The following is a 20795-nucleotide window of genomic DNA, read 5'->3' as shown; positions in this document are numbered from 1 at the left end:
CCCCCTCGTTGATCTCGCCCCTGCATCCCCCGCCGCAGTACCATGCCCCCCCCCCCGCGCCCCCCCCCCCCCCCCCCCCCCCCCCGGCCCCCCCCCGGTCGTCGTACGAGCGGATCGCCCGTTCCAGGGCAGCGGTGCCGCCGACGAGCACCACCTGCCCCGGAGAGGTCAGCCGCTCCGCACCCGCACCGGCGCGATCACCGGTGTTCCGTCGGGAGCGGTGAGCACCACGACCCGCGCGTCGTAGTGCTCGGTGAGCACCGCCGGGGTGAGCACCTCGGCGGGCGGTCCGTGCGCGGCGGTGCGGCCGTCGGCGAGCAGCAGCAGCCGATCGGCGTACTGCGCGGAGATGGTCAGGTCGTGCAGCGTCGTGACGACGGTGGTGCCCAGTTCGCGCCGCAGCTCGTCGACCAGGTCCAGCAGCGCCTGCGCGTGCCCGAGGTCGAGGCCCGTGGTCGGTTCGTCCAGCAGCAGCACCCCGGACCGCTGCGCCAGCGCCCGCCCGAGCACGGCCCGCTGCCGCTCGCCCCCGGACAGCTCCGCCAGCGGCCGCCGCGCCAGCCCGGCCAGGTCGAGCCGTTCGACGACGTGCTCGACCACGGCGAGGTCGCCGCGCCCTTCCCGCCCGAGCGGTCCGAGGTGCGGGGTGCGGCCGAGCAGCACGTAGTCGGTGACGGTGAGCCCGGGCGGCAGTTGCGGGCTCTGCGGCGAGTAGGCCAGCAGCCGGGCCCGTTCGCGGCGACCCGCCCGGTGCAGCGGCCTGCCGCCGACGAGCACGTCCCCCCGGTGCGGCAGCAGCCCGGCTACGGCCTTGAGCAGCGTGGACTTCCCGGACCCGTTGGGCCCGATGACGGCGAGCCAGCCACCGGCGGGCACCTGCGCCGACACCCCGGTCAGCACGGTGCGCCGCCGGTACCCGGCGGTCAGGTCGCGCACCCGCAGCTCGGTCATGCGCGCCTGCTCCGGTGCAGCAGCAGCGCGAAGAACGGCGCGCCGGTGAACGCGGTGATCACCCCGATGGGCAGTTCGGCGGGGGCGAGGACGCTGCGCGCGAGCACGTCGGCGAGCACCAGGAACGCCCCGCCGAACAGCAGCGACAGCGGCACCACGATCCGGTTGCCGCCGCCGAAGGCGAGCCGGACCAGGTGCGGGACGACGAGCCCGACGAACCCGATGAGCCCGGCGACGGACACGGCGGCGGCGGTGGCCAGCGAGGCGGCGAGCAGCACGACGGCGCGGACCCGGCCGGGGTGCACGCCCAGCGAGGCGGCCTCCTCATCGCCGGTGCCGAGCACGTCGAGCAGCCGGGCGCACGCCCACAGCACCCCGCCGGAGACCACGAGCAGCGGCAGCACCAGCAGCACGTCTCCCCAGCCCGCGGTGCTCAACCGCCCGAGGATCCACATGTAGACCTGCTGCAGGCTCTCCAGCCGCAGCTGCTGCAGGAAGGTCTGCCCGGCGGACAGGAACGCGCCGACGGCGACTCCGGCGAGCACGAGCGTCGCGGCCCCGCCGCCCGCGGCGCGGCCCAGCAGCCAGGTGGTGGCGACGCCGCCGAGCGCACCGGCGAACGCGGCGGCCTGCGCGGCCCCGGGTACCCCGGCGGCGCCCGGCAGCACGGTGATCACGAGGGTGACGGCGAGCCCCGCCCCGCTGGCCGCGCCGAGCAGGTACGGGTCGGCGAGCGGGTTGCGGAACACGCCCTGGAAGGCGGCGCCGGACACGGCGAGCGCGGCCCCGACGAGCGCCCCGAGCACCGCGCGCGGCACCCGCAGCCGCCACAGGATCGCCGCTTCCCGCTCGGACAGCGGGGAGTGGCCGCCGGTGAGCTGCGCGCCGATCTCCGCGAGCACCCGCGTCCAGCCGAGCTCGGCGGCGCCGAGCAGCACCGAGACCAGCAGCGCCAGCAACAGCGCCGCGACGCCCGCCAGCAGCGGGACGGGCCGCAGCCGCGTCGTGCCGCGCACCCGGCTCAGGGCCGCTGGGCGCGGGACACGGAGTCGGAGATCGCGCGCACCAGGTCGACCACGCGCGGTCCCCAGCGCCCGGCGACGTCCTCGTCGAGGGTCACGACGCGGCGCTCCCGCACGGCGGTGAGGGTGTCCCAGCCGGGGCGGGCGGCGACGGCGTCCGCGGTGGCGCCGCAGCACTTCGAGTCGGCGAGGAAGATCAGGTCGGGGTCGGCCTGCACGATCCGCTCCTGCGCGAGCTGCGGGTACTCGCCCTCGGCGTCGTCGGCGATGTTGCGGAGCCCGAACAGGCCGTAGACGTCGCCGATGAAGCTGCGCGAGGTGGCGGTGTAGAAGTCGGGGCTGAGCTCGTGGAAGTAGGTCAGCGGTTCCGGCGCCTTCGGCGTGTCGGCGACGATCTTCGCGATGTCGGCGCGCATCCGGGCCGTGACGTCCCGCGCCTGCCTGCTGTGCCCGGTGGCCTGGCCGAGGGTCTCGATCTGCGCGTAGGCGTCGTCCAGCGATGTCGCGGCGGGCGTCACGAGCACCGGGATCTCCAGCTCGCGCAGCCCCTCGACGAGCTTCCCGGCGCCGTCGGGCGCGATCACCAGGTCCGGGTCGTGCCCGGCGACGGCCGCGGCGTCGCTGCTGAGCGCGTTCAGCTCGGTGCGGGGGGCGTCGGCGGGGAAGGAGGAGGACCGGTCGGCGGCCTCCACCTGGTCGCCCGCGCCGATGGCGTAGAGCGATTCGGTGGCGGTGGGACTCAGCGACACGATGTGCTTGGGCTGCTGGGGCAGCGTGATCGGTTCCTGGCCGGCGCGCACGATCTTCGCGGGGAACGCGGCCGCCGGGTCCTCGACGGGGGCTTCGGGTGCCGGGGAGGGCGTGCGCGTGGCGCACGCGGTGCCTGCGAACAGCAGGGCCAGCACGGTCAGCAGCAGGGCGGGGAGGCGGCGGAACCCGAGCATGGCGTCCTCGTGGTCGGGCCGGTGCGCCACGGGTGCGCACCGGGTGCGGTGGCGGACGGCGACGCCCGCGCGAACGCACCGGAATTCGCTGCCGCGAGCGCCCCGAGCTGGAAAGGTACCAGGAGCTGATCGTCCTGCCCGGTTGCCGGGTGCCCAGGGGTTCCGCGGGCCCGCGGGGTTGACGCGGTTCGGTCGGACGTCGGAATATTCACGCGGGCCGAGAGCTGACTTGCGGTGCTGCTGCCGGGTATCGTGCTTGTTAAGGTTCGTCGAAATCCGGGGTCGCGGTCTCAATCCTGGGTTGCGGTCTCAATCCGGGGTCGCGATCCCAGGCGCTCGTGGCCTTCCCCGGTTCCGCGCCGCCTGCGGGACCGAGTCCCACGAGCCCGGTCGCCACCGGTGCCCGGTTCGGCCGCCGAAGGTCTCGTTTCGCCGAGTGCGGTGCCGCTGCCCGGCTCGGCCGACCACCCGTCCAGCGCCGGACGCCCACGCGGGCCAGCGTCGTCCCGTGCCCAGAAGAGATCAACGCGAGTGCGCGGTGGTCTTTCCGCACGAGTACCGACGAGGGAGGTTTGCGCAGTGGTCTTCTCTGCCTTTCCCGCCGCTCAGGGTCTGTACGACCCCGCTTCCGAGCACGATTCCTGCGGGGTCGCCATGGTGGCCGACGTCCAGGGGCGCCGCTCGCACGGCATCGTGTCCGATGCGATGACCGCGCTGGCGAATCTCGACCACCGCGGGGCCGCCGGCGCGGAACCGACCAGCGGTGACGGCGCCGGGGTGCTGCTGCAGCTGCCGGACGAGCTGCTGCGCTCCTGCACGGGCTTCGACCTGCCCGAACCGGATGCGGCCGGCCGCGCGCGCTACGCGGCGGGCATCGCGTTCCTGCCCGCCGATCCCGAGCTGCGCGCCGCGGCGGTGGCGCTGGTGGAGCGCATCGCGATCGAAGAGGACCTGCGCGTGCTGGGCTGGCGGGAGGTGCCGATCGCACCGGAGGCCGCCGGGGTGGGCACCACCGCGCTGGAGTGCATGCCGCACTTCGCGACGCTGCTGGTCGAGGGCTCCGCCGGGCAGGCCGGGCTGGAGCTGGACCGGCTGGCGTTCTGCCTGCGCAAGCGCGCCGAGCGGGAGTCCGCGCGGGAGGGCGCCGAGCTGTACTTCGCGTCGCTGTCGGCGCGCACCTTCGTCTACAAGGGCATGCTGACCACCGAGCAGCTGCCGCTGTTCTTCCCGGACCTCACCGACGAGCGCCTGGTCTCGGCGATCGCGGTGGTGCACAGCCGGTTCTCCACGAACACCTTCCCGTCGTGGCCGCTGGCGCACCCGTTCCGCTACATGGCGCACAACGGCGAGATCAACACGATCCGCGGGAACCGGAACCGGATGCGGTCCCGGGAGGCGCTGCTGGAGTCCGACGTGATCCCGGGCGACCTGTCCCGGCTGTACCCGATCTGCGCCGAGGACGGCTCGGACTCGGCCTCGTTCGACGAGGTGCTGGAGCTGCTGCACCTGGGCGGGCGCTCGCTGCCGCACTCGGTGCTGATGATGATCCCGGAGGCGTGGGAGAACCACGCCGAGATGGACCCGAAGCGCAAGGCGTTCTACCGCTTCCACGCGGGCCTGATGGAGCCGTGGGACGGCCCGGCCTGCGTCACCTTCACCGACGGTTCCCTGGTGGGCGCGGTGCTGGACCGCAACGGGCTGCGCCCGGCGCGCTGGTGGCGCACCTCCGACGACCGGGTGGTGCTGGCCAGCGAGTCCGGGGTGCTCGACCTGGACCCGGCGGAGATCGTCGCGAAGGGCCGGCTGCAGCCGGGCCGCATGTTCCTGATCGACACCGAGCAGGGCCGCGTCGTCGACGACGACGAGATCAAGACCGAGCTCGCCGAGCAGCACGCCTACGAGGAGTGGCTGCACGCGGGTCAGCTGAACCTGGGGCAGCTCGCGGACCGCGAGCACGTGGTGCAGAGCCACGAGTCGGTGGTGCGCCGCCAGCTGACGTTCGGCTACACCGAGGAGGAGCTGTCGCTGCTGCTGGCGCCGATGGCCTCCGGTGGGGGAGAACCGCTGGGCTCCATGGGCTCGGACACCCCGCAGGCCGCGTTTTCGCAGCGCTCCCGGCTGCTCTACGACTACTTCGTGCAGCACTTCGCGCAGGTCACGAACCCGCCGCTGGACGCGATCCGGGAGGAGATCGTCACCTCGGTGGCGCGGGTGATGGGCCCGGAGCAGAACCTGCTGGAGCCGGTCGCGGCCTCGTGCAGGCACGTGGTGCTGCCGACGCCGGTGATCGACAACGACGAGCTGGCGAAGCTCATCCACATCAACTCCGACGGCGATCTGCCCGGTTTCGCCTGCACCGTGCTGTCCGGCCTGTACGAGGCCGACGGCGGTGGCGCGGCGTTGGCGGAGGCGGTCGAACGGGTGCGCGAGGAGGCCTCCGAGGCGATTCGCGCGGGCGCTCGGGTACTAGTGCTCTCCGACCGGGATTCGGACCACCGGATGGCGCCGATCCCGTCGCTGCTGCTGGTCTCCGCGGTGCACCACCACCTGGTGCGCACCAAGGAGCGGCTGAAGGTGGCCCTGGTGGTGGAGAGCGGGGACGCCCGCGAGGTGCACCACATCGCCGCGCTGCTCGGCTTCGGTGCCGCCGCGGTCAACCCGTACCTGGCCTTCGAGACGATCGAGGACATGATCGCGACCGGCCAGATCACCGGGATCCGGCCGCGGGTGGCGATCCGCAACTACGTGCAGGCGCTGGTCAAGGGCGTGCTGAAGGTGATGTCGAAGATGGGCATCTCCACCGTCGGCGCCTACACGGCCGCGCAGATCTTCGAGGCCGTCGGCCTGTCGAAGGAACTGGTCGCCGAGTACTTCACCGGCACCGGCACCCAGCTCGGCGGGGTCGAGCTGGACGCGCTGGCCGAGGAGGTCGCGCAGCGGCACCGCCGCGCCTACCCGGACAACCCGACGGACCGGGCGCACCGCAGGCTGGAGGTCGGCGGCGAGTACTCGTACCGGCGCGAAGGCGAACTGCACCTGTTCTCCCCGGAGATGGTGTTCCTGCTGCAGCACGCCACGAAGACCCGCAAGGTCGAGGCGTACCGCGAGTACACCGCCGAGTGCGACCGGCTGGCCCGCAAGGGCGGCACGGTGCGCGGCATGTTCAAGTTCGACAGCGGCCGGGCCCCCATCTCGATCGACGAGGTCGAGCCGATCTCGGAGATCATGAAGCGGTTCGCGACCGGCGGCATGAGCTACGGCGCGATCTCGGCGGAGGCGCACGAGACGCTGGCGATCGCGATGAACCGCATCGGCGGCCGCTCCAACTCCGGCGAGGGCGGCGAGGACGCCGACCGGCTCTACGACGACGAGCGGCGCTCCGGCATCAAGCAGGTCGCCTCCGGCCGCTTCGGCGTCACCAGCGAATACCTGGTCAACGCGACCGACGTGCAGATCAAGATGGCGCAGGGCGCGAAGCCCGGCGAGGGCGGCCAGCTGCCCGCGCACAAGGTGTACCCGTGGATCGCGAAGACGCGGCACTCCACGCCCGGCGTCGGGCTGATCTCGCCGCCGCCGCACCACGACATCTACTCGATCGAGGACCTGGCGCAGCTGATCCACGACCTGAAGAACGCCAACGACCGGGCGCGGGTGCACGTGAAGCTGGTCAGCTCGGTCGGCGTGGGCACGGTCGCGGCCGGCGTGAGCAAGGCGCACGCGGACGTGGTGCTGGTGTCTGGGCACGACGGCGGCACCGGTGCGGCGGCGCTGACCTCGCTCAAGCACGCGGGAACCCCCTGGGAGATCGGGCTCGCCGAGACGCAGCAGACGCTGCTGCTCAACGGGCTGCGGGACCGGATCACCGTGCAGGTCGACGGCGGCATGAAGACCGGCCGCGACGTGGTGGTCGCCGCGCTGCTCGGCGCCGAGGAGTACGGCTTCGCGACCGCGCCGCTGGTGGTGGAGGGCTGCGTGATGATGCGCGTCTGCCACCTGGACACCTGTCCGGTGGGCGTGGCCACCCAGAACCCGGAGCTGCGCAAGCGCTACAACGGCCAGGTCGAGCACGTGGTCAACTTCTTCGAGTTCGTCGCCGAGGAGGTCCGCGAGCACCTGGCGCAGCTGGGCTTCCGCACGCTGGACGAGGCGATCGGCCAGGTCGGCGCGCTGCGCACCGACGAGGCGGTGGAGCACTGGAAGGCCACCGGCCTGGACCTGACGCCGCTGTTCGCCGAGCCGGAGACCCCGTACTCGGCGGTGCGCCGCCGCGTCCGCGAGCAGGACCACGGCCTCGACCACGCCCTGGACCGCACGCTGATCCAGCTGGCCGAGGCGGCGCTGGAGGACGCGCACCCGGTGCGGCTGCGGCTGCCGGTGCGCAACGTCAACCGCACCGTCGGCACCCTGCTCGGCGCCGAGGTCACCCGCCGCTACGGCGGCGCGGGCCTGCCGGACGACACGATCCGGGTGGAGCTGGAGGGCTCGGCCGGGCAGTCGCTGGGTGCGTTCCTGCCGCCGGGCGTGACGCTGGAGATGGTCGGCGACGCGAACGACTACGTCGGCAAGGGTCTCTCCGGCGGCCGCGTCGTGGTGCGCCCGCACCGGGATTCGGCGTTCGCCGCCGAGGACCAGGTGATCGCGGGCAACGTGATCGGCTACGGCGCCACCTCCGGCGAGCTGTTCCTGCGCGGCCAGGTCGGGGAGCGGTTCTGCGTGCGGAACTCGGGGGCCACCGCGGTCGCCGAGGGCGCGGGAGACCACGCCTTCGAGTACATGACCGGCGGGCGCGCGGTGGTGCTCGGCGGCACCGGGCGCAACGTGGCCGCGGGCATGTCCGGCGGCATCGCCTACGTGCTCGACCTCGACCCGGTTCGGGTGAACACGGCGATGGTGGACGTGCAGCAGCCGACGGCGAAGGACCTGAAGTGGCTGCACGAGGTGGTCCGGCGCCACCACGAGCTCACGGGTTCCACGGTGGCGGCGTCGCTGCTGGGGGACTGGACGCGGCGTTCCGCGGCGTTCTCGAAGATCATGCCCCGCGACTACGCGCGGGTGCTGGAGGCGATGCGGCTGGCCCGCTCCGAGGGCCGCGACGTGGAAGAGGCGATCATGGAGGCGTCCCGTGGCTGACCCGAAGGGTTTCCTGAAGTTCTCCCGGGCCGAGGCGCCCAAGCGCCCGTACGACGAGCGGCTCGGCGACTGGCGCGAGGTCTACGCCGCGCTGTCCACTTCGGACCAGAAGGCGGAGGTGTCCACGCAGGCCGCGCGCTGCATGGACTGCGGAATCCCCTTCTGCCACTCGGGTTCCGCGGGTTGTCCGCTGGGCAACCTCATCCCGGAGTGGAACGACCAGGTGCGCCGCGGCCAGTGGGACCGGGCGAGCGACCGGCTGCACGCGACGAACAACTTCCCGGAGTTCACCGGGAAGCTGTGCCCCGCCCCGTGCGAGGCGGCGTGCGTGCTGGCGATCTCCCCGGACGCCGGTGGCGCGGTGACGATCAAGCGCGTCGAGGAGACCATCGCGGAGGTCGCCTGGGACCAGGACCAGGTGCACCCGAGCCCGCCCGAATCGCACACCGGCAACCGGGTCGCCGTCGTCGGCTCCGGCCCGGCGGGGCTGGCCGCGGCCCAGCAGCTGACCCGCGCCGGGCACGAGGTGACGGTGTACGAGCGGGACGACCGCATCGGCGGCCTGCTCCGCTACGGCATCCCCGAGTTCAAGATGGAGAAGTCCGTCCTGGACCGGCGGCTGGCCCAGATGCGCGCCGAGGGCACGAAGTTCGTCACCGGCTGCGAGGTCGGCGTGGACCTGACCGTGGAGCAGCTGCGGGCCGGGCACGACGCCGTGGTGCTCGCGGTGGGCGCGCTGCGCGGCCGCGACGACCGCACCGTGCCGGGCCGCGAGCTGACCGGCGTGCACCTGGCGATGGAGCACCTGGTGCCCGCCAACCGCGAGGTGGAGGGCGACGGCCCCACCCCGCTCTCCGCGCACGGCAAGCACGTCGTCGTCATCGGCGGCGGCGACACCGGCGCCGACTGCTACGGCACCGCGACCCGGCAGGGCGCGCTGAGCGTGACCCAGCTCGACCAGTACCCGCAGCCGCCGACGCGTCGCGACGACGACCTGTCGCCGTGGCCGACCTGGCCGTACGTGCTGCGCACCTACCCGGCGCACGAGGAAGCGGGCGAGCGGAAGTTCGCGGTCGCCGTGGAGGAGTTCGTCGGCGACGACGAGGGCCACGTGCGCGCGGTGCGGCTGCGCGAGGTGCGCGTGGAGCGGGACGCCGACGGCAGGCGGCAGGTGGTGCCGGTGTCCGCGGAAGCCGAGGAGGTGCCGTGCGACCTGGCGCTGTTCGCGATCGGCTTCGAAGGCGTGGAGCACATGCCGCTGCTGGACGGGCTCGGCATCGAGCTGTCCGGGCGCGGCACCATCGGCTGCGGCTCGGGCTGGGAGACCTCGGCGCCGGGCGTGTTCGTGTGCGGTGACGCGCACCGCGGCGCCTCGCTGGTGGTGTGGGCGATCGCGGAGGGCCGCTCGGTGGCGAACGCGGTGGACGCGCACCTGACCGGCGCTTCCGATCTGCCGTCGCCGGTGCACCCGACGGCGCTGCCGCTCGCGGTCTGATCCGTTCGCGGCGGTTTCGCACGATTCGCCCTGCACCGCACGGCTTTTCGCGTGGGCCGGTTCACGGGATCTTCCCGCCGAACCGGCCACGCGCGAGCCGGATGATCTTCAAGCTCCCTCCCCGGGCCGTCGCCGGGGTCTCGGCGCGCACCCTGCGCAAGCCCGAGGACGAGCGCAGCACCGCCACCTACCTGACGGTGTGGCCGCAGGGCGGGGTCAACCCGGGCGTTCCGGCGAAGTGGGTGGTCCAGCAGGACGGCTGGACCGGCTACCGCCTGTGGCCGGTGTCCTCGGTCGGCCTCAGCTCGGGATGAGCCGGCCGGTGTACCCCGCTTCGACGAGCCGCAGGTAGGCCTCGTGCACCTCGGCGGGCACGGGTTGCGGGGCGGCGAACCCGAGCTCGGCGTAGCGGGTGATGCGCTGCGTGTCGCCCACCAGCATGGTGATCACCCGGTCCGGGTCGCCGATGCTCTCGACGTAGTCCGCCAGCGACTGCCGGGTCGCGGCGCAGCGGAACTCCGCCTCGGGCCACCGCCGTTGCGCCGTCGCGAGCGCGCGGCGCTGCTGGTACGGGCGGGAGATCAGCGTGATCGTGGCGTGCAGCAGGCCCTGCTCGGCCAGCAGCGCGCGGGTGAGGTCGATGTTCTCGCCGGTGTTGGTGGCGGCCGGCTCCACGGTGATGGCCGCGTCGGGCACGCCGAGTTCCAGCGCGTGCTCCCGGAAGTGCACCGCCTCGCCGCGCGGGAACCGCTCGACGGTGGTGGGCGCGTTGGCGCCGGTGAACACGATCCGCGGGAACCAGCCCTCGTGGTACAGCTCGGCGGTGCGGGTGGCGACCCCGAGGTCGTGGCTGCCGAGCCCCACGCCCACGTCGCACCGGCGCGGCTCGTGCCGCAGGTCGTGGTAGTCCCACAACGTCCGCACGTCGGCGAGCAATTCGGTCGGTACCACTGGAGTCCCCCTCGTCGAGATCAGTCCGGGATCGTGAACGTGTACGACCAGTGGAATCGGCTGGCCGCGTGCACCCCGCGGGCGAATTCCACCGGGCGGTCTTCGGCGGTGGTGACTATCCGTTCGAGGATCATCACGGGTTCGCCCGCGGGGAGTTCGAGCATGGCGATCTCGTCCGGTGTGGGCATGCGCGCGTGCACCGATTCGGTGATGCGATCGGGTTCCAGGCCCTGCGCGGTGAGGACGGCGAATCCGCCGCCGCGTCCGGCCGGTCCGGCGGTGGGGGCGACCAACGCCGTTCCCGCCACGTCTTCGACGCGGTAGTAGCTGGTCAGCGTGTGCGTGGGTGTGCGCCGGTCGGTGACCAGCCGAGCGCGTTCGTACACCTCGGTGCCGGGTTCGATTCCGAGGGCTTCGGCGGTGTCCTCGTCGGCTCCGGTCCGGCGCACGGCGTTGCTCTGGTCGGTCGCCTGCCACGTCCTGCCCGAGGCTTCGCGGTCGGCGGCGAAGGCGACGACGTCGCCGTGCTTCCACTTGCTCTTCGCGTAGCGCTCCGCGCCGAGCCGCCGCATCGGTGGCTGGGACCGGACGACCGTTCCGCGTCGCCGGATCGGGGTGACGAGGCCTTCGGCTTCCAGCAGTGCGATGGCGCGGCGCACGGTACCGAGGTTGACCTCGAACGACGCCGCCAGATCCGCTTGCTTGGGCAGCGTGGTGTCCGGGGCGTACTCGCCGGAGATGATCTTGCGTCGGAGGACGTCGGCCACGAGTCCGTAGCTGGTCGGCATGGCCTCTCCCTCGATTCGTCACGCGCTGCTACTGGAACGCTACCGTGCCGACTCATTCGGGCATTGATCAAACGATAGATGGACATCTATTGACCGATCAAGATCAAGGAGGCGAAATAGAAGTACATCTATAGCGAGGAGCTGACCATGACGACCCTTGTTCCGGGAATCGACGACGAGCCGCAGCGCGAGTGGCTGTGCCGCTGCTCGGCCGACTCGGCGGACGTCGCGATGTGCGAGATCGGTGTCATCGCGGGCGACGTCGAACTGCGGCTGCCGGACGGCGAAGCCCATTTCCGCTTGAGCGGCAACGAGATCGCGGTGTTCCGCCGGTCGCTGGACGAAGCGATCGAGGTCGCGGCGGCCGACCGCGCACGCAAGCGCTCGGGGAGCTGAGGGCGGTCGGCGGCGGCCCGGGGGGCCCCCCCGCCGCGGGGATCACTCCCCGCCGAGCCCCGCCAGGACGTCCGGGAGGGCATCGCCGGTGTGGACCACGCCGAGGCGCTGGGTGGCGCGGGTCAGGGCCACGTACAGGTCGTTGAGCCCGCGCGCCGACTCGCCGAGGATCCGGTCCGGGTCGGCGACCAGCACCGAGTCGAACTCCAGCCCCTTCGCCTGCTCGACGGTGAGCACCACGGCCCGCGCTTCGAGGCCGTCCTCCTGGGCGCCCACCTCGGCCTCCGGCACCTGCTCGGCGATGCGGCCACCGACCTCGGCGAGGTGTTCCGGCGGCAGCAGCACCGCGAGGGTGCCCTCGATGGCCGCGAGCTCGGCCCGCACCAGGTCCGGCAGTTCGGCGGCCAGCTCGGCCGCCGGCACCCGCCGCGTCCACGGCTCGTGCCCGCTGGTGCGCACCGAGGTCGGCGCCTCCAGGTCGGTGTCGAGCTCGTCGAGCACGTCCGCGGCGACCGCCATGATCTCGGCGGGCGTCCGGTAGTTGACGGTCAGCTCGGCGAGCTTCCACCGGTCCATCACGTACGGCGACAGCACCTCGTCCCACGACGCCGCGCCACCGAGCGCCCCGGTCTGGGCGATGTCGCCGACGAGCGTCATCGACCGGCTGGGGCAGCGGCGCATCAGCACCCGCCACGCCATCGTGGACAGCTCCTGGGCTTCGTCGACGATGACGTGCCCGAAGGTCCAGGTGCGGTCCTCGGCGGCGCGTTCGGCGGCGGTGAGGTCGCTGCGGGTGCGGTGGCGCTGCGCGAGCAGTTCGGCGTCGAGCACGTCGGAGACGCGGAGCCGTTCCTCGTCGGCGATCTCCTCATCCTGCTCCATGATGTGCAGCACGCCCTGGGCGTAGGCGAGTTCCTCGCGCTCCTGCCGCGCCTGCTCCTCACGGGCCTTGGTGTCGTCCTCGCCGAGCAGTTCGGCCAGCTCGTCCAGCAGCGCGGCGTCCGCGGGCGTCCACGCCGACCCCGGCGCGCGCAGCAGCAGTTGCCGCTCCTGGTCGGTGAGGTGCTTGCGGGCGGCGGTGGTGAGCCGCTTCGGCACGCTGAGCAGGTCGTCGAGGAGCTGCTGCGGCGTCAGCTGCGGCCACAGCGAGTCGAGCACCTCGGTGACCGCGTCGTCGGCGCGCAGCTCGGCGCCGATGTCGTCCAGGTCGCGGCGGTCCAACAGGTCCCGGCCGAGCCGGTCGGCCACCTGCCTGGTCAGCCCGGAGACCATCTCCTTGCGGAAGATCTTGCGGGCGTGGTTGTGCGGCTTGCGGGACCGGCGGGCGCGGCTGCGGGCGTGCGAGACGAGGTTCTTGCCGATGGTCAGCGGCTCCCGGTCGAACAGCACCTCGATCGGTTCCCGCGGCACCCGCTGGCGGTCCCGCACGGCCGAGTTCAGCACCTGCACCATCGCGCCGCGGCCCTTGATCTCCGCGGCCTCCGCCGGTTCGAGGGCGGTGGCGTCGATGCCGGGGAACAGCTGCCCGGCGGTGGACAGCAGCACGCCGGTCTCGCCGAGCGACGGCAGCACCTGCCCGATGTAGCGCAGGAACGTCGAGTTCGGCCCGACCACGAGCACGCCGCGCTTGGTCAGCTGCTCGCGGTAGGTGTAGAGCAGGAACGCGGCGCGGTGCAGCGCGACCGCCGTCTTGCCGGTGCCCGGCCCGCCCTGCACCACCAGCACCCCGTTCATGGGGGCGCGGATGATGCGGTCCTGCTCGGCCTGGATGGTGGCGACGATGTCGCCCATCTGGCCGGTGCGGCGCGCGTCGAGCGCGGCCAGCAGCGTCGCCTCCCCGGCGAGGCCGAGGTCGCTGCCCTGCTCGCCGGCGTCCAGGTCGAGGATCTCGTCCTCGAGGTCCACCACGGTGCGCCACTTGCTGCGCAGGTGGCGGCGCCGCCACACGCCTTCGCGGGCGGCGGCGGTGGCCAGGTAGAACGGACGCGCCGCCGGGGCGCGCCAGTCGATCAGCAGCGGCTCGTACTCCCGCTCCTCGTCGAACAGGCCGATCCGTCCGATGTGGAAGACCTCGTCGCTGTCCAGGTCCAGGCGCCCGAAGCACAACCCGTGCTCGACCGCGCTGAGCTGGGTCAGCTTGTCGGTGTACATGGTGGTGGAGATGTCGCGCTCGGTCCGGGCCTGCGGCGTCCCGCCGGTTTCGCGCAGCGTGTCGGTGAGCCGCTTCGTGGCGTCCCGGCGGAGTTCGTCGAGTTTGTCGTAGAGCGTCGAGACGTACTGCTGCTCGGCGGCTAGGTCGTCGGTGCGGTCGGGTTCCCGATCAGCTCGGGCATTGGACAACTTGGTTCCACCTCGTGCTCAACCGTGATGTGCCGGACGGATGTGCCGGACGGGTGCGATGCGTCCCTGGCGAAAGTCCGACCAACCATCATACCGGCCGCGGGAGCGGTCCCTCCGGCTACAGCAGCAGCTCCAAGAGGCAGATCACCGCGAACGAGACGACGGACAGGATGGTCTCCATCGCCGACCAGGTCTTGAGGGTCTGCCCGACGGTCATCCCGAAGTACTCCTTCACGAGCCAGAACCCGGCGTCGTTGAGGTGCGAGAAGAACACCGAACCGGATCCGATGGCCAGCGCGACCAGCGCCCCGTGCACCGGGTCCAGCCCGGCGACCAGCGGCGCGACCATCCCGGCGGCGGAGATGGTGGCGACGGTCGCGGAACCGGTGGCGACCCGGATGCCGACGGCGATCAGCCAGGCCAGCACCAGCGGCGACAGGTGGGCGCCCGCGGCCAGGTCGGTGATCATCGTGTTGACGCCGGATTCGACGAGGGTCTCCTTGAACCCGCCGCCCGCGCCGACGATGAGGATGATCCCGGCGACCGGCGGCAGCGAGGAGCCGACGATGCCGGAGAGCCGCTCGCGCCCGATCCCGGAGCGCGGCCCGAGCGTGCCCATGGCCAGCAGCACGGTCAGCGCCAGCGCCACCACCGGCGTGCCGAGGGTGTCCAGCACCGCGTAGGCGCCCGTGCCCTCGGTCAGCGCCAGGTCGGCGACGGACTTGCCGAGCATCAGCAGCACCGGCAGCAGCAGCATCAGCACCGACAGCGCGAATCCGGGCCGCCTGCCCTCGCTGTCCGGGCCGGGGGCCTTGCCGAGCAGCGTGGACGCGGCGGGCAGCTCGACCCGCTTCGCGATGAACGAGCCGAACACGGGTCCGGCGACGATGGCGGTGGGGATGGCCACCACGATGCCGAGCGCGAGCGTGGTGCCCAGGTCGACGCCGAGCGCGTCCACCGCGGCCAGCGGCCCCGGGTGCGGCGGTACCAGCCCGTGCAGGATGGACAGCCCGGCGAGCGCGGGGATCCCGATCCGCAGCATCGGCTGCTCGGAGCGGGCCGCGACCATGACCACGACCGGCACCAGCAGCACGACGCCGACCTCGAAGAACATCGGCAGGCCGAGCAGCGCCGCGATGAACACCATCGCCCACGGCAGGGTGCGGCGGGTGGTGCGCGCGAGCACGGTCTCCACGATCTGCTCGGCGCCGCCGGTGTCGGTGAGCAGCCTGCCGAGCATGGCTCCGAGCGCGACGAGCAGCCCCACGTCCCCGACGGTCGAGCCGAGCCCTTCGGTGAAGGTGTCGACGAGGTCGGCGAACGGCATCCCGGCGGTGACGCCGAGGGTGGTGGCGCCCAGCGCGAGCGCCAGGAACGGGTGCAGCTTCACCCAGCTGATCAGCAGGACGATGACGGCGATGCCGGCGACCGCGGCGGCCAGCAGGCGGGTGTCATGGCCGGTCCAGGCTGCGGGCGGGGCCTGCGCGAGCAGGGCTGCGGTCGGGTGCGGCAATGGCATGGGGGCTCCTCGCTGAGCTCGGTCGCGGCCCAGCCTAGGAGTAGATCCCCAATAAGTATGACTTTTGGGTCAGGTGAACCGATTAAGTCGGCTCTGTTAGCCGGGTCACCGGCATAGTGCGGTCAGGCGCCCGCGGCCTCCGGGGCGTTGCTGGAAGAGTGGGCCGTCGACGGAAGGAGCCCGGTGAGCGGCGGATTGCACGGGCAGGTGGTCGACGTGCTCGGCCACGAGATCAGCGCGGGAGTGCACCCGCCGGGCAGCGTGCTGCGGATCGACGGGCTGGAGGAGCGGTTCGGCATCTCCCGCAGCGTCGCCCGCGAGGTGGTGCGCACCCTGGCCTCGATCCGGCTGGTGGTCAGCCGCAAGCGCGTCGGCGTGGTGGTGCGCCCGCGCGCCGAGTGGAACACCTTCGACCCGGCGCTGATCCGCTGGCTGCTGGCGGTGGATCGGTCCGCGCAGGTCCGCACGCTGGCCGAGCTGCGCACCGCGGTCGAACCGGTCGCCGCGGCCGCCGCGGCCCGCAACGCCGGTCACGAGCAGGCGGCCCGGCTGGTCGCGCTCGCCGAGCGGATGGTCGCCACCGCCCGCGCCGGCGACCTGGAGACCTTCCTGGAGGCCGACGTCGCCTTCCACGGGCTGGTGCTGGCCGCCTCCGGCAACGAGATGTTCGCGCAGCTGGAGGACGTCTTCGGCGAGGTCCTGCGCTGGCGGACCGGCCGCGGCCTCATGCCGGAGCACCCGAAGCCGGTCGCGCTCCGGCTGCACTGCGAGATCGCCGAGTGCGTCCGCGGCGGGGATCCGGCGCGCGCCGAAGCGGCGATGCGCGAACTGGTGGAGGAGGCGTTCGAAGGCACCCTGGAGAGCCTCGACGCCGAACGGCGCGCCACCGGAACCGCTCAGTAGCCCTCGTACGAGCCGCCGGAGCTCACGCCCTGCACGCCGGGCACGTTCGAGATCGAGCCGTACCGGTCGATGGAGTAGCGGGTGGCGGCGACGATGTTGTCCACCGGGTTCCAGATGTCCTGGTGCCCCGGCACCGCGTACGAGTGGAACGTCGGGTCGATCGTCTGCATCAGGCCCTTCGACGGGGTGCCCGCCGCGGCGTTCGAGTCCCAGCCGTTGGCCGCGGCCGGGTCGCCACCGGACTCGTGCAGGATGATCGTGCGCAGCGCGGACGGGTCGATCTGCTCGCGGGGGACGCCGTTCGCTTCGAGGACCGCGGTGGCCTGGCTGATCCAGCCGTCGACGGGGTCGGTGGGCGCGCCGTCCAGCCCGGGACCGGTGTTCGGGGGACTCACCGGTCCGGGCTGGACGTGCCCGGCAGCCGCTTCAGGAGCGGCGCGGACCTGGGGGGCGTGCTCGACCGCGGGGTCCTCGGCGGGGGATCCGCCGAGGACGGTGCTGAGCACGCCGGTGGCGACGATCGCGGCACCGATCTGGGCCGTCCGCATCCGGGGGGTGAGGCGGTGCGGGCCGATGGCGGTGCCGACGTTCCACAACTCGCGCAGCTGCGGGACCGTCTTCTCCTGCAGGCGCCGCAGCGTCGCCGGAGTCTTGCGCTCGGGGGTGGGCAGGGCTTCGGGGAAGGTGTGGTCGGGGGAACTCACGAGAACCCACCGTCCATCACCGGCCGTGTACCTACATCGCGGTTTCCACGTAGGCAGGTACCTACTTTGGTAGATCGGAGCGACCGATTCGCGGGACGTCGTCACTCCGCGTGCACCAAAGCCCGGTATTCCCTGAGCTCGACTAATCACCAGCGTGATCCGCCCCGACCCTGCCGACCACCCGCCGCTCCCGTCAAGGACCCGCTCGTCTCGGCTGAAGCCCACACCTGCGGCGACCACGAGACGGATCACGTCGCCCCGCCCGCTCCCGTTCGACCGCCGGCGGCGGAGCCGCTGAGCCGACGACCGGCCAGCGCGGCAGGACCCCCGCCGAGGCTCCACCACCCCGCCGCGGCCGGGGGGTGGAGCGGAGCCCTCAGGCCCGGCGGCCCGCCAGCCAGCCCGCGATCTGGGCCCGCGACGAGAAGTCCAGCTTCGTCAGGATGTGCTGCACGTGGCCTTCCACGGTGCGCTGCGCGATCACCAGCGACTCCGCGATCTCCTTGTTCGTCCGGCCCTGCGCGACGAGCTCGGCGATCTCCCGCTCCCGCTTGGTCAGCGTCGTCGCCGACAGCTCGTCCGGCGCCACGCTGCGGGTAGCCCGCTTGAGCTCCAGCGCGTAGTCCACCGCGGCCTCCGGCGACATCTGGTAGCCGCGGTCGTAGGCCTCCCGGAAGGCGCGGTCGCCGAGGGCCTGCCGGGTCCCGCGCTCGTGCTCGTCGTGCGCGTTGCGGAAGCTCGCGTAGAACTCGGGCGCTGCGCGGACCGCGTCCCACACCGCCGAGGCCGCCCCGAACAGCCGCGCCGCCCGCTCGTCGCGGCCGAGGCCGTGCGCGATCCACGCCAGGATGTCCATGGTGAAGGCGCTGGAGAGCCGGTTGTCCAGCCTGCGCTGCAACCGCAGCGCCTCCTTCGCCGCGGTCTCGGCGCGGGCCGAGGCGCCGCGCAGGATCTCGATGTGGGCGCTCGCCCACAACGCAGTGGACCGCCAGAACAGCTCGCCGCGCCCGGTGGTGGCCTCGATGCACTCCCGCAGCAGCGCGATCCCGCCGTCGTGGTCGCCGCGCACCCCCTTGACCAGCCCCAGCGCGAACGACCCGAACCATTCGCCGTGCGGCGCGGCCAGGTCCTGGAACCGGGCGAGCGCGTCGGTGAGCAGCCGTTCCGCCTCGCCGAGGTCGTTGTGGAAGAACGCGGCCATGCCGCGGATCTGGGTGACGTAGGCGACCTCGAACTCGTCGTCGTGCTCGGCGGCGAGGTCGGCGGCCTCGGCCAGCAGCGGTTCCGCGGTGGCCGCGTCGCCCTGCACCAGCGCGAACCAGGCGTTCGCCCGCAGCCCCTCGGACCGCTCCGGGGAGTCCGCCGGGACGTGCGCGAGCGCGGTCTCCAACCAGTGCCGGGCCTCCCCGTTGAGCCCCCGGATGCCCCAGAACGGAGTGAGCCGCGCCGCCAGCCGCAGCGCCTGCGGAGCGGTCTCCTCCCGGTGCGCGGCCGTGTCCAGCGCGAGCCGCACGTTGTCCAGGTCCAGCCGCAGCTCCCGCACCCACGACACCTGGTCGGGGCCGAGCCATTCGGCGGCGAACCGCTCGGCGACCTCCGCGTACCAGTCGCGGTGGCGGCCCAGCACCCGCTGCCGCTCGCCCGCGGCGTCCAGGCGTTCCTGCCCGTAGTCGCGCAGCGCGTGCAGCAGCCGGAACCGCACCTCGTCGCCCTCCTGCTCGCGCACCAGGACCGACTGGTCCACCAGCGAGTGCATCGCGCCGAGCACGTCGACGCGGCTCAACCCGTCGCTGGCGACGTGCTCGGCCGCGGCGAGGCCGAAGCTGCCCGCGAACACCGACACCCGCGCCCACGCGACCCGGTCCTGCTCGGAACACAGCTCGTAGCTCCAGTCGATCAGCGCGCGCAGGCTCTGCTGCCGGGTGGGCGCGCCGCGGCGGCCTTCGCTGAGCAGCTGGTACCGCTCCACCAGCCGCTCCTCCAGCTGGTGCAGGGACAGCGACCGCAGCCGCACCGCGGCGAGCTCGATGGCCAGCGGGTTCCCGTCCAGCCGCGCGCACAGCCGCATCAGCACCGCGCCGTCCTCCTCGGTGACCTCGAAGTCCGGCACGGTGGCGCGGGCGCGGTCGAGGAACAGCCGCACCGAGGAGAACTGCTCATAGGACTCGGGAGGCGGCGGGTCGTCGAGGTCGGGGATCTGCAGCGGCGGCACGACGACGGTCGCCTCCCCGGCCACGCCGAGGGACTGCCTGCTGGTGGCCAGCACCCGCACCCCCGGGCACCAGCGCAGCACCGAGTCGACGAACAGCGCGGCGTCCTCGATGACGTGCTCGCAGTTGTCGACGACGAGCAGCATCTCGCGGTGCTTGAGGTGTTCGACGACGGCGTCCACGTCGGTGCCGGAGGACGGCCCGCCGAGGCTGAGCTGCTCGATGGCGGCTTCGGCGATCAGCGTTCCGTCGCGGAGCTCCTCCAGGCTGACGCACCACGCCTTGTCCCGGAAGATCCGCCGCATGCCGGAGGCCACCCGCAACGCCAGCCGCGTCTTGCCGACTCCGCCGTGGCCGGTGAGGGTCACCAGCCGGGATTCGGCGAGCAACCGCTTCGTCCGGGTGATCTCGTGCCGCCGGCCGACGAAGCTGGTGACGTCGACCGGTAGGTTGCCCGCCGACTCGCGGACGCGGGCCGAGCGCGCACTGGAGACCACACCCCGAGCCTAACCCGGCTCGCCCCCGCAGTTGGGGCGATCTTGCAGGTCAGCGGCCCGCGCAGGTGAGGCGCCCGCGCGCGAGATCGACGAATCGCCGTTGCCCGGTGCGCAGTCCGTGCAATCCCAGCGAGACGGTCCGACGGAACGTGGTGAGCGCCGCGACGTGCTCTCGTCGTGGCCGTTCCGGGTCCCCGCCCGCCGCGCGGTAGGCGGCCAGCAGCCGGTCCAGCGCTCTCGGGCCGAACGCGGCGAGCGGGGCGACGAAGTCGCTCACCGGGTCGTCGACGCCGGCATCCGCCCAGTCGAGCAGGCCGGTGAGGATTCCCGAACCGTCCACCAGCGTGTGGTTGGGGCTGAGATCGTGGTGCACCGGTACGCCCTCGCCCCGCCAGCACCGGTCGTCGTCGAGCCACCGCCGCCACCGGTCCACGCAGCGCTCCGGTACGGCCAGCTCGGCGACCCCCGCGGCGAGCCGGTCGGCGACGTCGGTGCGCAGCGCTTCCGGTCCGGCGATCTCGATGCCGGTGGGTGCTACCTCGGCGCTCGGGGTGCTGTGGAGCGCGGCGATCACCGCGCCGAGCCGCACCAGGTGCCCCTCGCTCGCCGTGATCAGCGGCATCGCCACCGCGATCGGATCGTCGGAGGCCAGCGGTTCCCCGGCCAGGCGTCGATAGGCGACCAGGTCCGGGGCGGTGATCTCCCACTCGGGCAGCTCCACCGGCAGCCGCGGGCGCAGCACGGCCAACAACCGGGCCTCCACCGGGATGCGTTCGGCCACCTCCGGGCGGCGAGGTTCGCGCAGCACCCAGCGGCTGCCGTCGCCATCGGTGGCGAAGTGCACCCGGAAGTCCCACCCGGTCTCGTCGACCCCGTCGATCCGCACGTCGAGACCGTGCGCGCGGGCGACCTCGTCGATCATGCCTGCACGGTAGCCCGGTGGCG

General features: G+C 72.9%; 15 protein-coding genes. 5 read left to right on the top strand and 10 right to left on the bottom strand.

The genetic code is table 11. The features are described 5' to 3' along the window. Positions 1 to 168: 168 nt before the first annotated feature. From LCD35_RS24550 to LCD35_RS24540, 3 genes are read right to left on the bottom strand one after another with little or no spacing between them, the layout of a single operon-like run. Positions 169 to 951, bottom strand: coding sequence for an ABC transporter ATP-binding protein (locus LCD35_RS24550; RefSeq protein WP_224977805.1), 783 nt, complete (start codon positions 949 to 951; stop codon positions 169 to 171). Next, positions 948 to 1967 carry an iron ABC transporter permease gene (locus LCD35_RS24545; RefSeq protein WP_224961868.1) on the bottom strand — a complete coding sequence of 340 codons (1020 nt, stop codon included), beginning with the start codon at positions 1965 to 1967 and terminating at the stop codon, positions 948 to 950. The genes LCD35_RS24550 and LCD35_RS24545 overlap by 4 nt, the downstream gene beginning before the upstream one ends. Before the next feature lie 5 nt (positions 1968 to 1972). Next, a complete protein-coding gene (locus LCD35_RS24540; RefSeq protein ID WP_308016939.1) occupies positions 1973 to 2947 on the bottom strand; it encodes an ABC transporter substrate-binding protein in 975 nt (324 codons plus the stop codon). Between the two features lie 549 nt (positions 2948 to 3496). Here LCD35_RS24540 and gltB point away from each other — a divergent pair. From gltB to LCD35_RS24525, 3 genes are all read left to right on the top strand, one after another. Beyond that, the gene (gene gltB, locus LCD35_RS24535) at positions 3497 to 8047 is read left to right on the top strand and encodes a glutamate synthase large subunit (RefSeq protein ID WP_225044978.1); all 4551 of its coding nucleotides are present in this window, start codon (positions 3497 to 3499) and stop codon (positions 8045 to 8047) included. Next, positions 8040 to 9542 carry a glutamate synthase subunit beta gene (locus LCD35_RS24530; protein ID WP_225044976.1) on the top strand — a complete coding sequence of 501 codons (1503 nt, stop codon included), beginning with the start codon at positions 8040 to 8042 and terminating at the stop codon, positions 9540 to 9542. Before gltB ends, LCD35_RS24530 begins: the two co-directional genes overlap by 8 nt. Positions 9543 to 9643: 101 nt before the next feature. After that, positions 9644 to 9856 carry a hypothetical protein gene (locus tag LCD35_RS24525; protein ID WP_224966850.1) on the top strand — a complete coding sequence of 71 codons (213 nt, stop codon included), beginning with the start codon at positions 9644 to 9646 and terminating at the stop codon, positions 9854 to 9856. Here LCD35_RS24525 and LCD35_RS24520 read toward each other — a convergent pair. Then, the gene (locus LCD35_RS24520) at positions 9843 to 10493 is read right to left on the bottom strand and encodes a YdcF family protein (protein ID WP_224966849.1); all 651 of its coding nucleotides are present in this window, start codon (positions 10491 to 10493) and stop codon (positions 9843 to 9845) included. The genes LCD35_RS24525 and LCD35_RS24520 overlap by 14 nt on opposite strands. 20 nt (positions 10494 to 10513) lie before the next feature. Then, positions 10514 to 11281 carry a GntR family transcriptional regulator gene (locus LCD35_RS24515; RefSeq protein WP_224961879.1) on the bottom strand — a complete coding sequence of 256 codons (768 nt, stop codon included), beginning with the start codon at positions 11279 to 11281 and terminating at the stop codon, positions 10514 to 10516. Between the two features lie 147 nt (positions 11282 to 11428). On the opposite strand from LCD35_RS24515, the gene LCD35_RS24510 reads away from it, so the two are divergent. Beyond that, complete coding sequence (locus LCD35_RS24510) at positions 11429 to 11677, top strand: hypothetical protein (RefSeq protein WP_224961881.1); 249 nt, start codon at positions 11429 to 11431, stop codon at positions 11675 to 11677. Positions 11678 to 11719: 42 nt separating this feature from the next. On the opposite strand, the gene LCD35_RS24505 is transcribed toward LCD35_RS24510, so the two are convergent. Together LCD35_RS24505 and LCD35_RS24500 are read right to left on the bottom strand one after the other, a co-directional pair. Then, positions 11720 to 14017, bottom strand: coding sequence for an ATP-binding domain-containing protein (locus tag LCD35_RS24505; RefSeq protein ID WP_225044974.1), 2298 nt, complete (start codon positions 14015 to 14017; stop codon positions 11720 to 11722). Between the two features lie 118 nt (positions 14018 to 14135). Continuing rightward, positions 14136 to 15536 (bottom strand): gluconate:H+ symporter, encoded by a 1401-nt coding sequence (locus LCD35_RS24500; RefSeq protein WP_224961887.1) that lies wholly within the window; start codon positions 15534 to 15536, stop codon positions 14136 to 14138. A 183-nt stretch (positions 15537 to 15719) separates the two neighbouring features. On the opposite strand from LCD35_RS24500, the gene LCD35_RS24495 reads away from it, so the two are divergent. After that, complete coding sequence (locus LCD35_RS24495) at positions 15720 to 16439, top strand: FadR/GntR family transcriptional regulator (RefSeq protein ID WP_224961889.1); 720 nt, start codon at positions 15720 to 15722, stop codon at positions 16437 to 16439. Here LCD35_RS24495 and LCD35_RS24490 read toward each other — a convergent pair. The 3 genes from LCD35_RS24490 to LCD35_RS24480 form a co-directional block, all read right to left on the bottom strand. Then, the gene (locus LCD35_RS24490; RefSeq protein WP_225044972.1) at positions 16433 to 17143 is read right to left on the bottom strand and encodes a transglycosylase SLT domain-containing protein; all 711 of its coding nucleotides are present in this window, start codon (positions 17141 to 17143) and stop codon (positions 16433 to 16435) included. The two genes, LCD35_RS24495 and LCD35_RS24490, sit on opposite strands and share 7 nt — an antisense overlap. Before the next feature lie 376 nt (positions 17144 to 17519). Then, complete coding sequence (locus tag LCD35_RS30580) at positions 17520 to 19850, bottom strand: LuxR C-terminal-related transcriptional regulator (protein ID WP_224967983.1); 2331 nt, start codon at positions 19848 to 19850, stop codon at positions 17520 to 17522. Between the two features lie 49 nt (positions 19851 to 19899). Further along, positions 19900 to 20772, bottom strand: coding sequence for a macrolide 2'-phosphotransferase (locus LCD35_RS24480; protein WP_224967985.1), 873 nt, complete (start codon positions 20770 to 20772; stop codon positions 19900 to 19902). Positions 20773 to 20795: the final 23 nt, after the last annotated feature.

Source organism: Saccharopolyspora sp. 6V (genome assembly GCF_020176785.1).
Classification (GTDB): Bacteria; Actinomycetota; Actinomycetes; order Mycobacteriales; family Pseudonocardiaceae; genus Saccharopolyspora_C; species Saccharopolyspora_C gregorii.
Note: the sequence above shows the minus strand (reverse complement) of the source record. Positions and strands in the feature narration are given on the sequence as shown.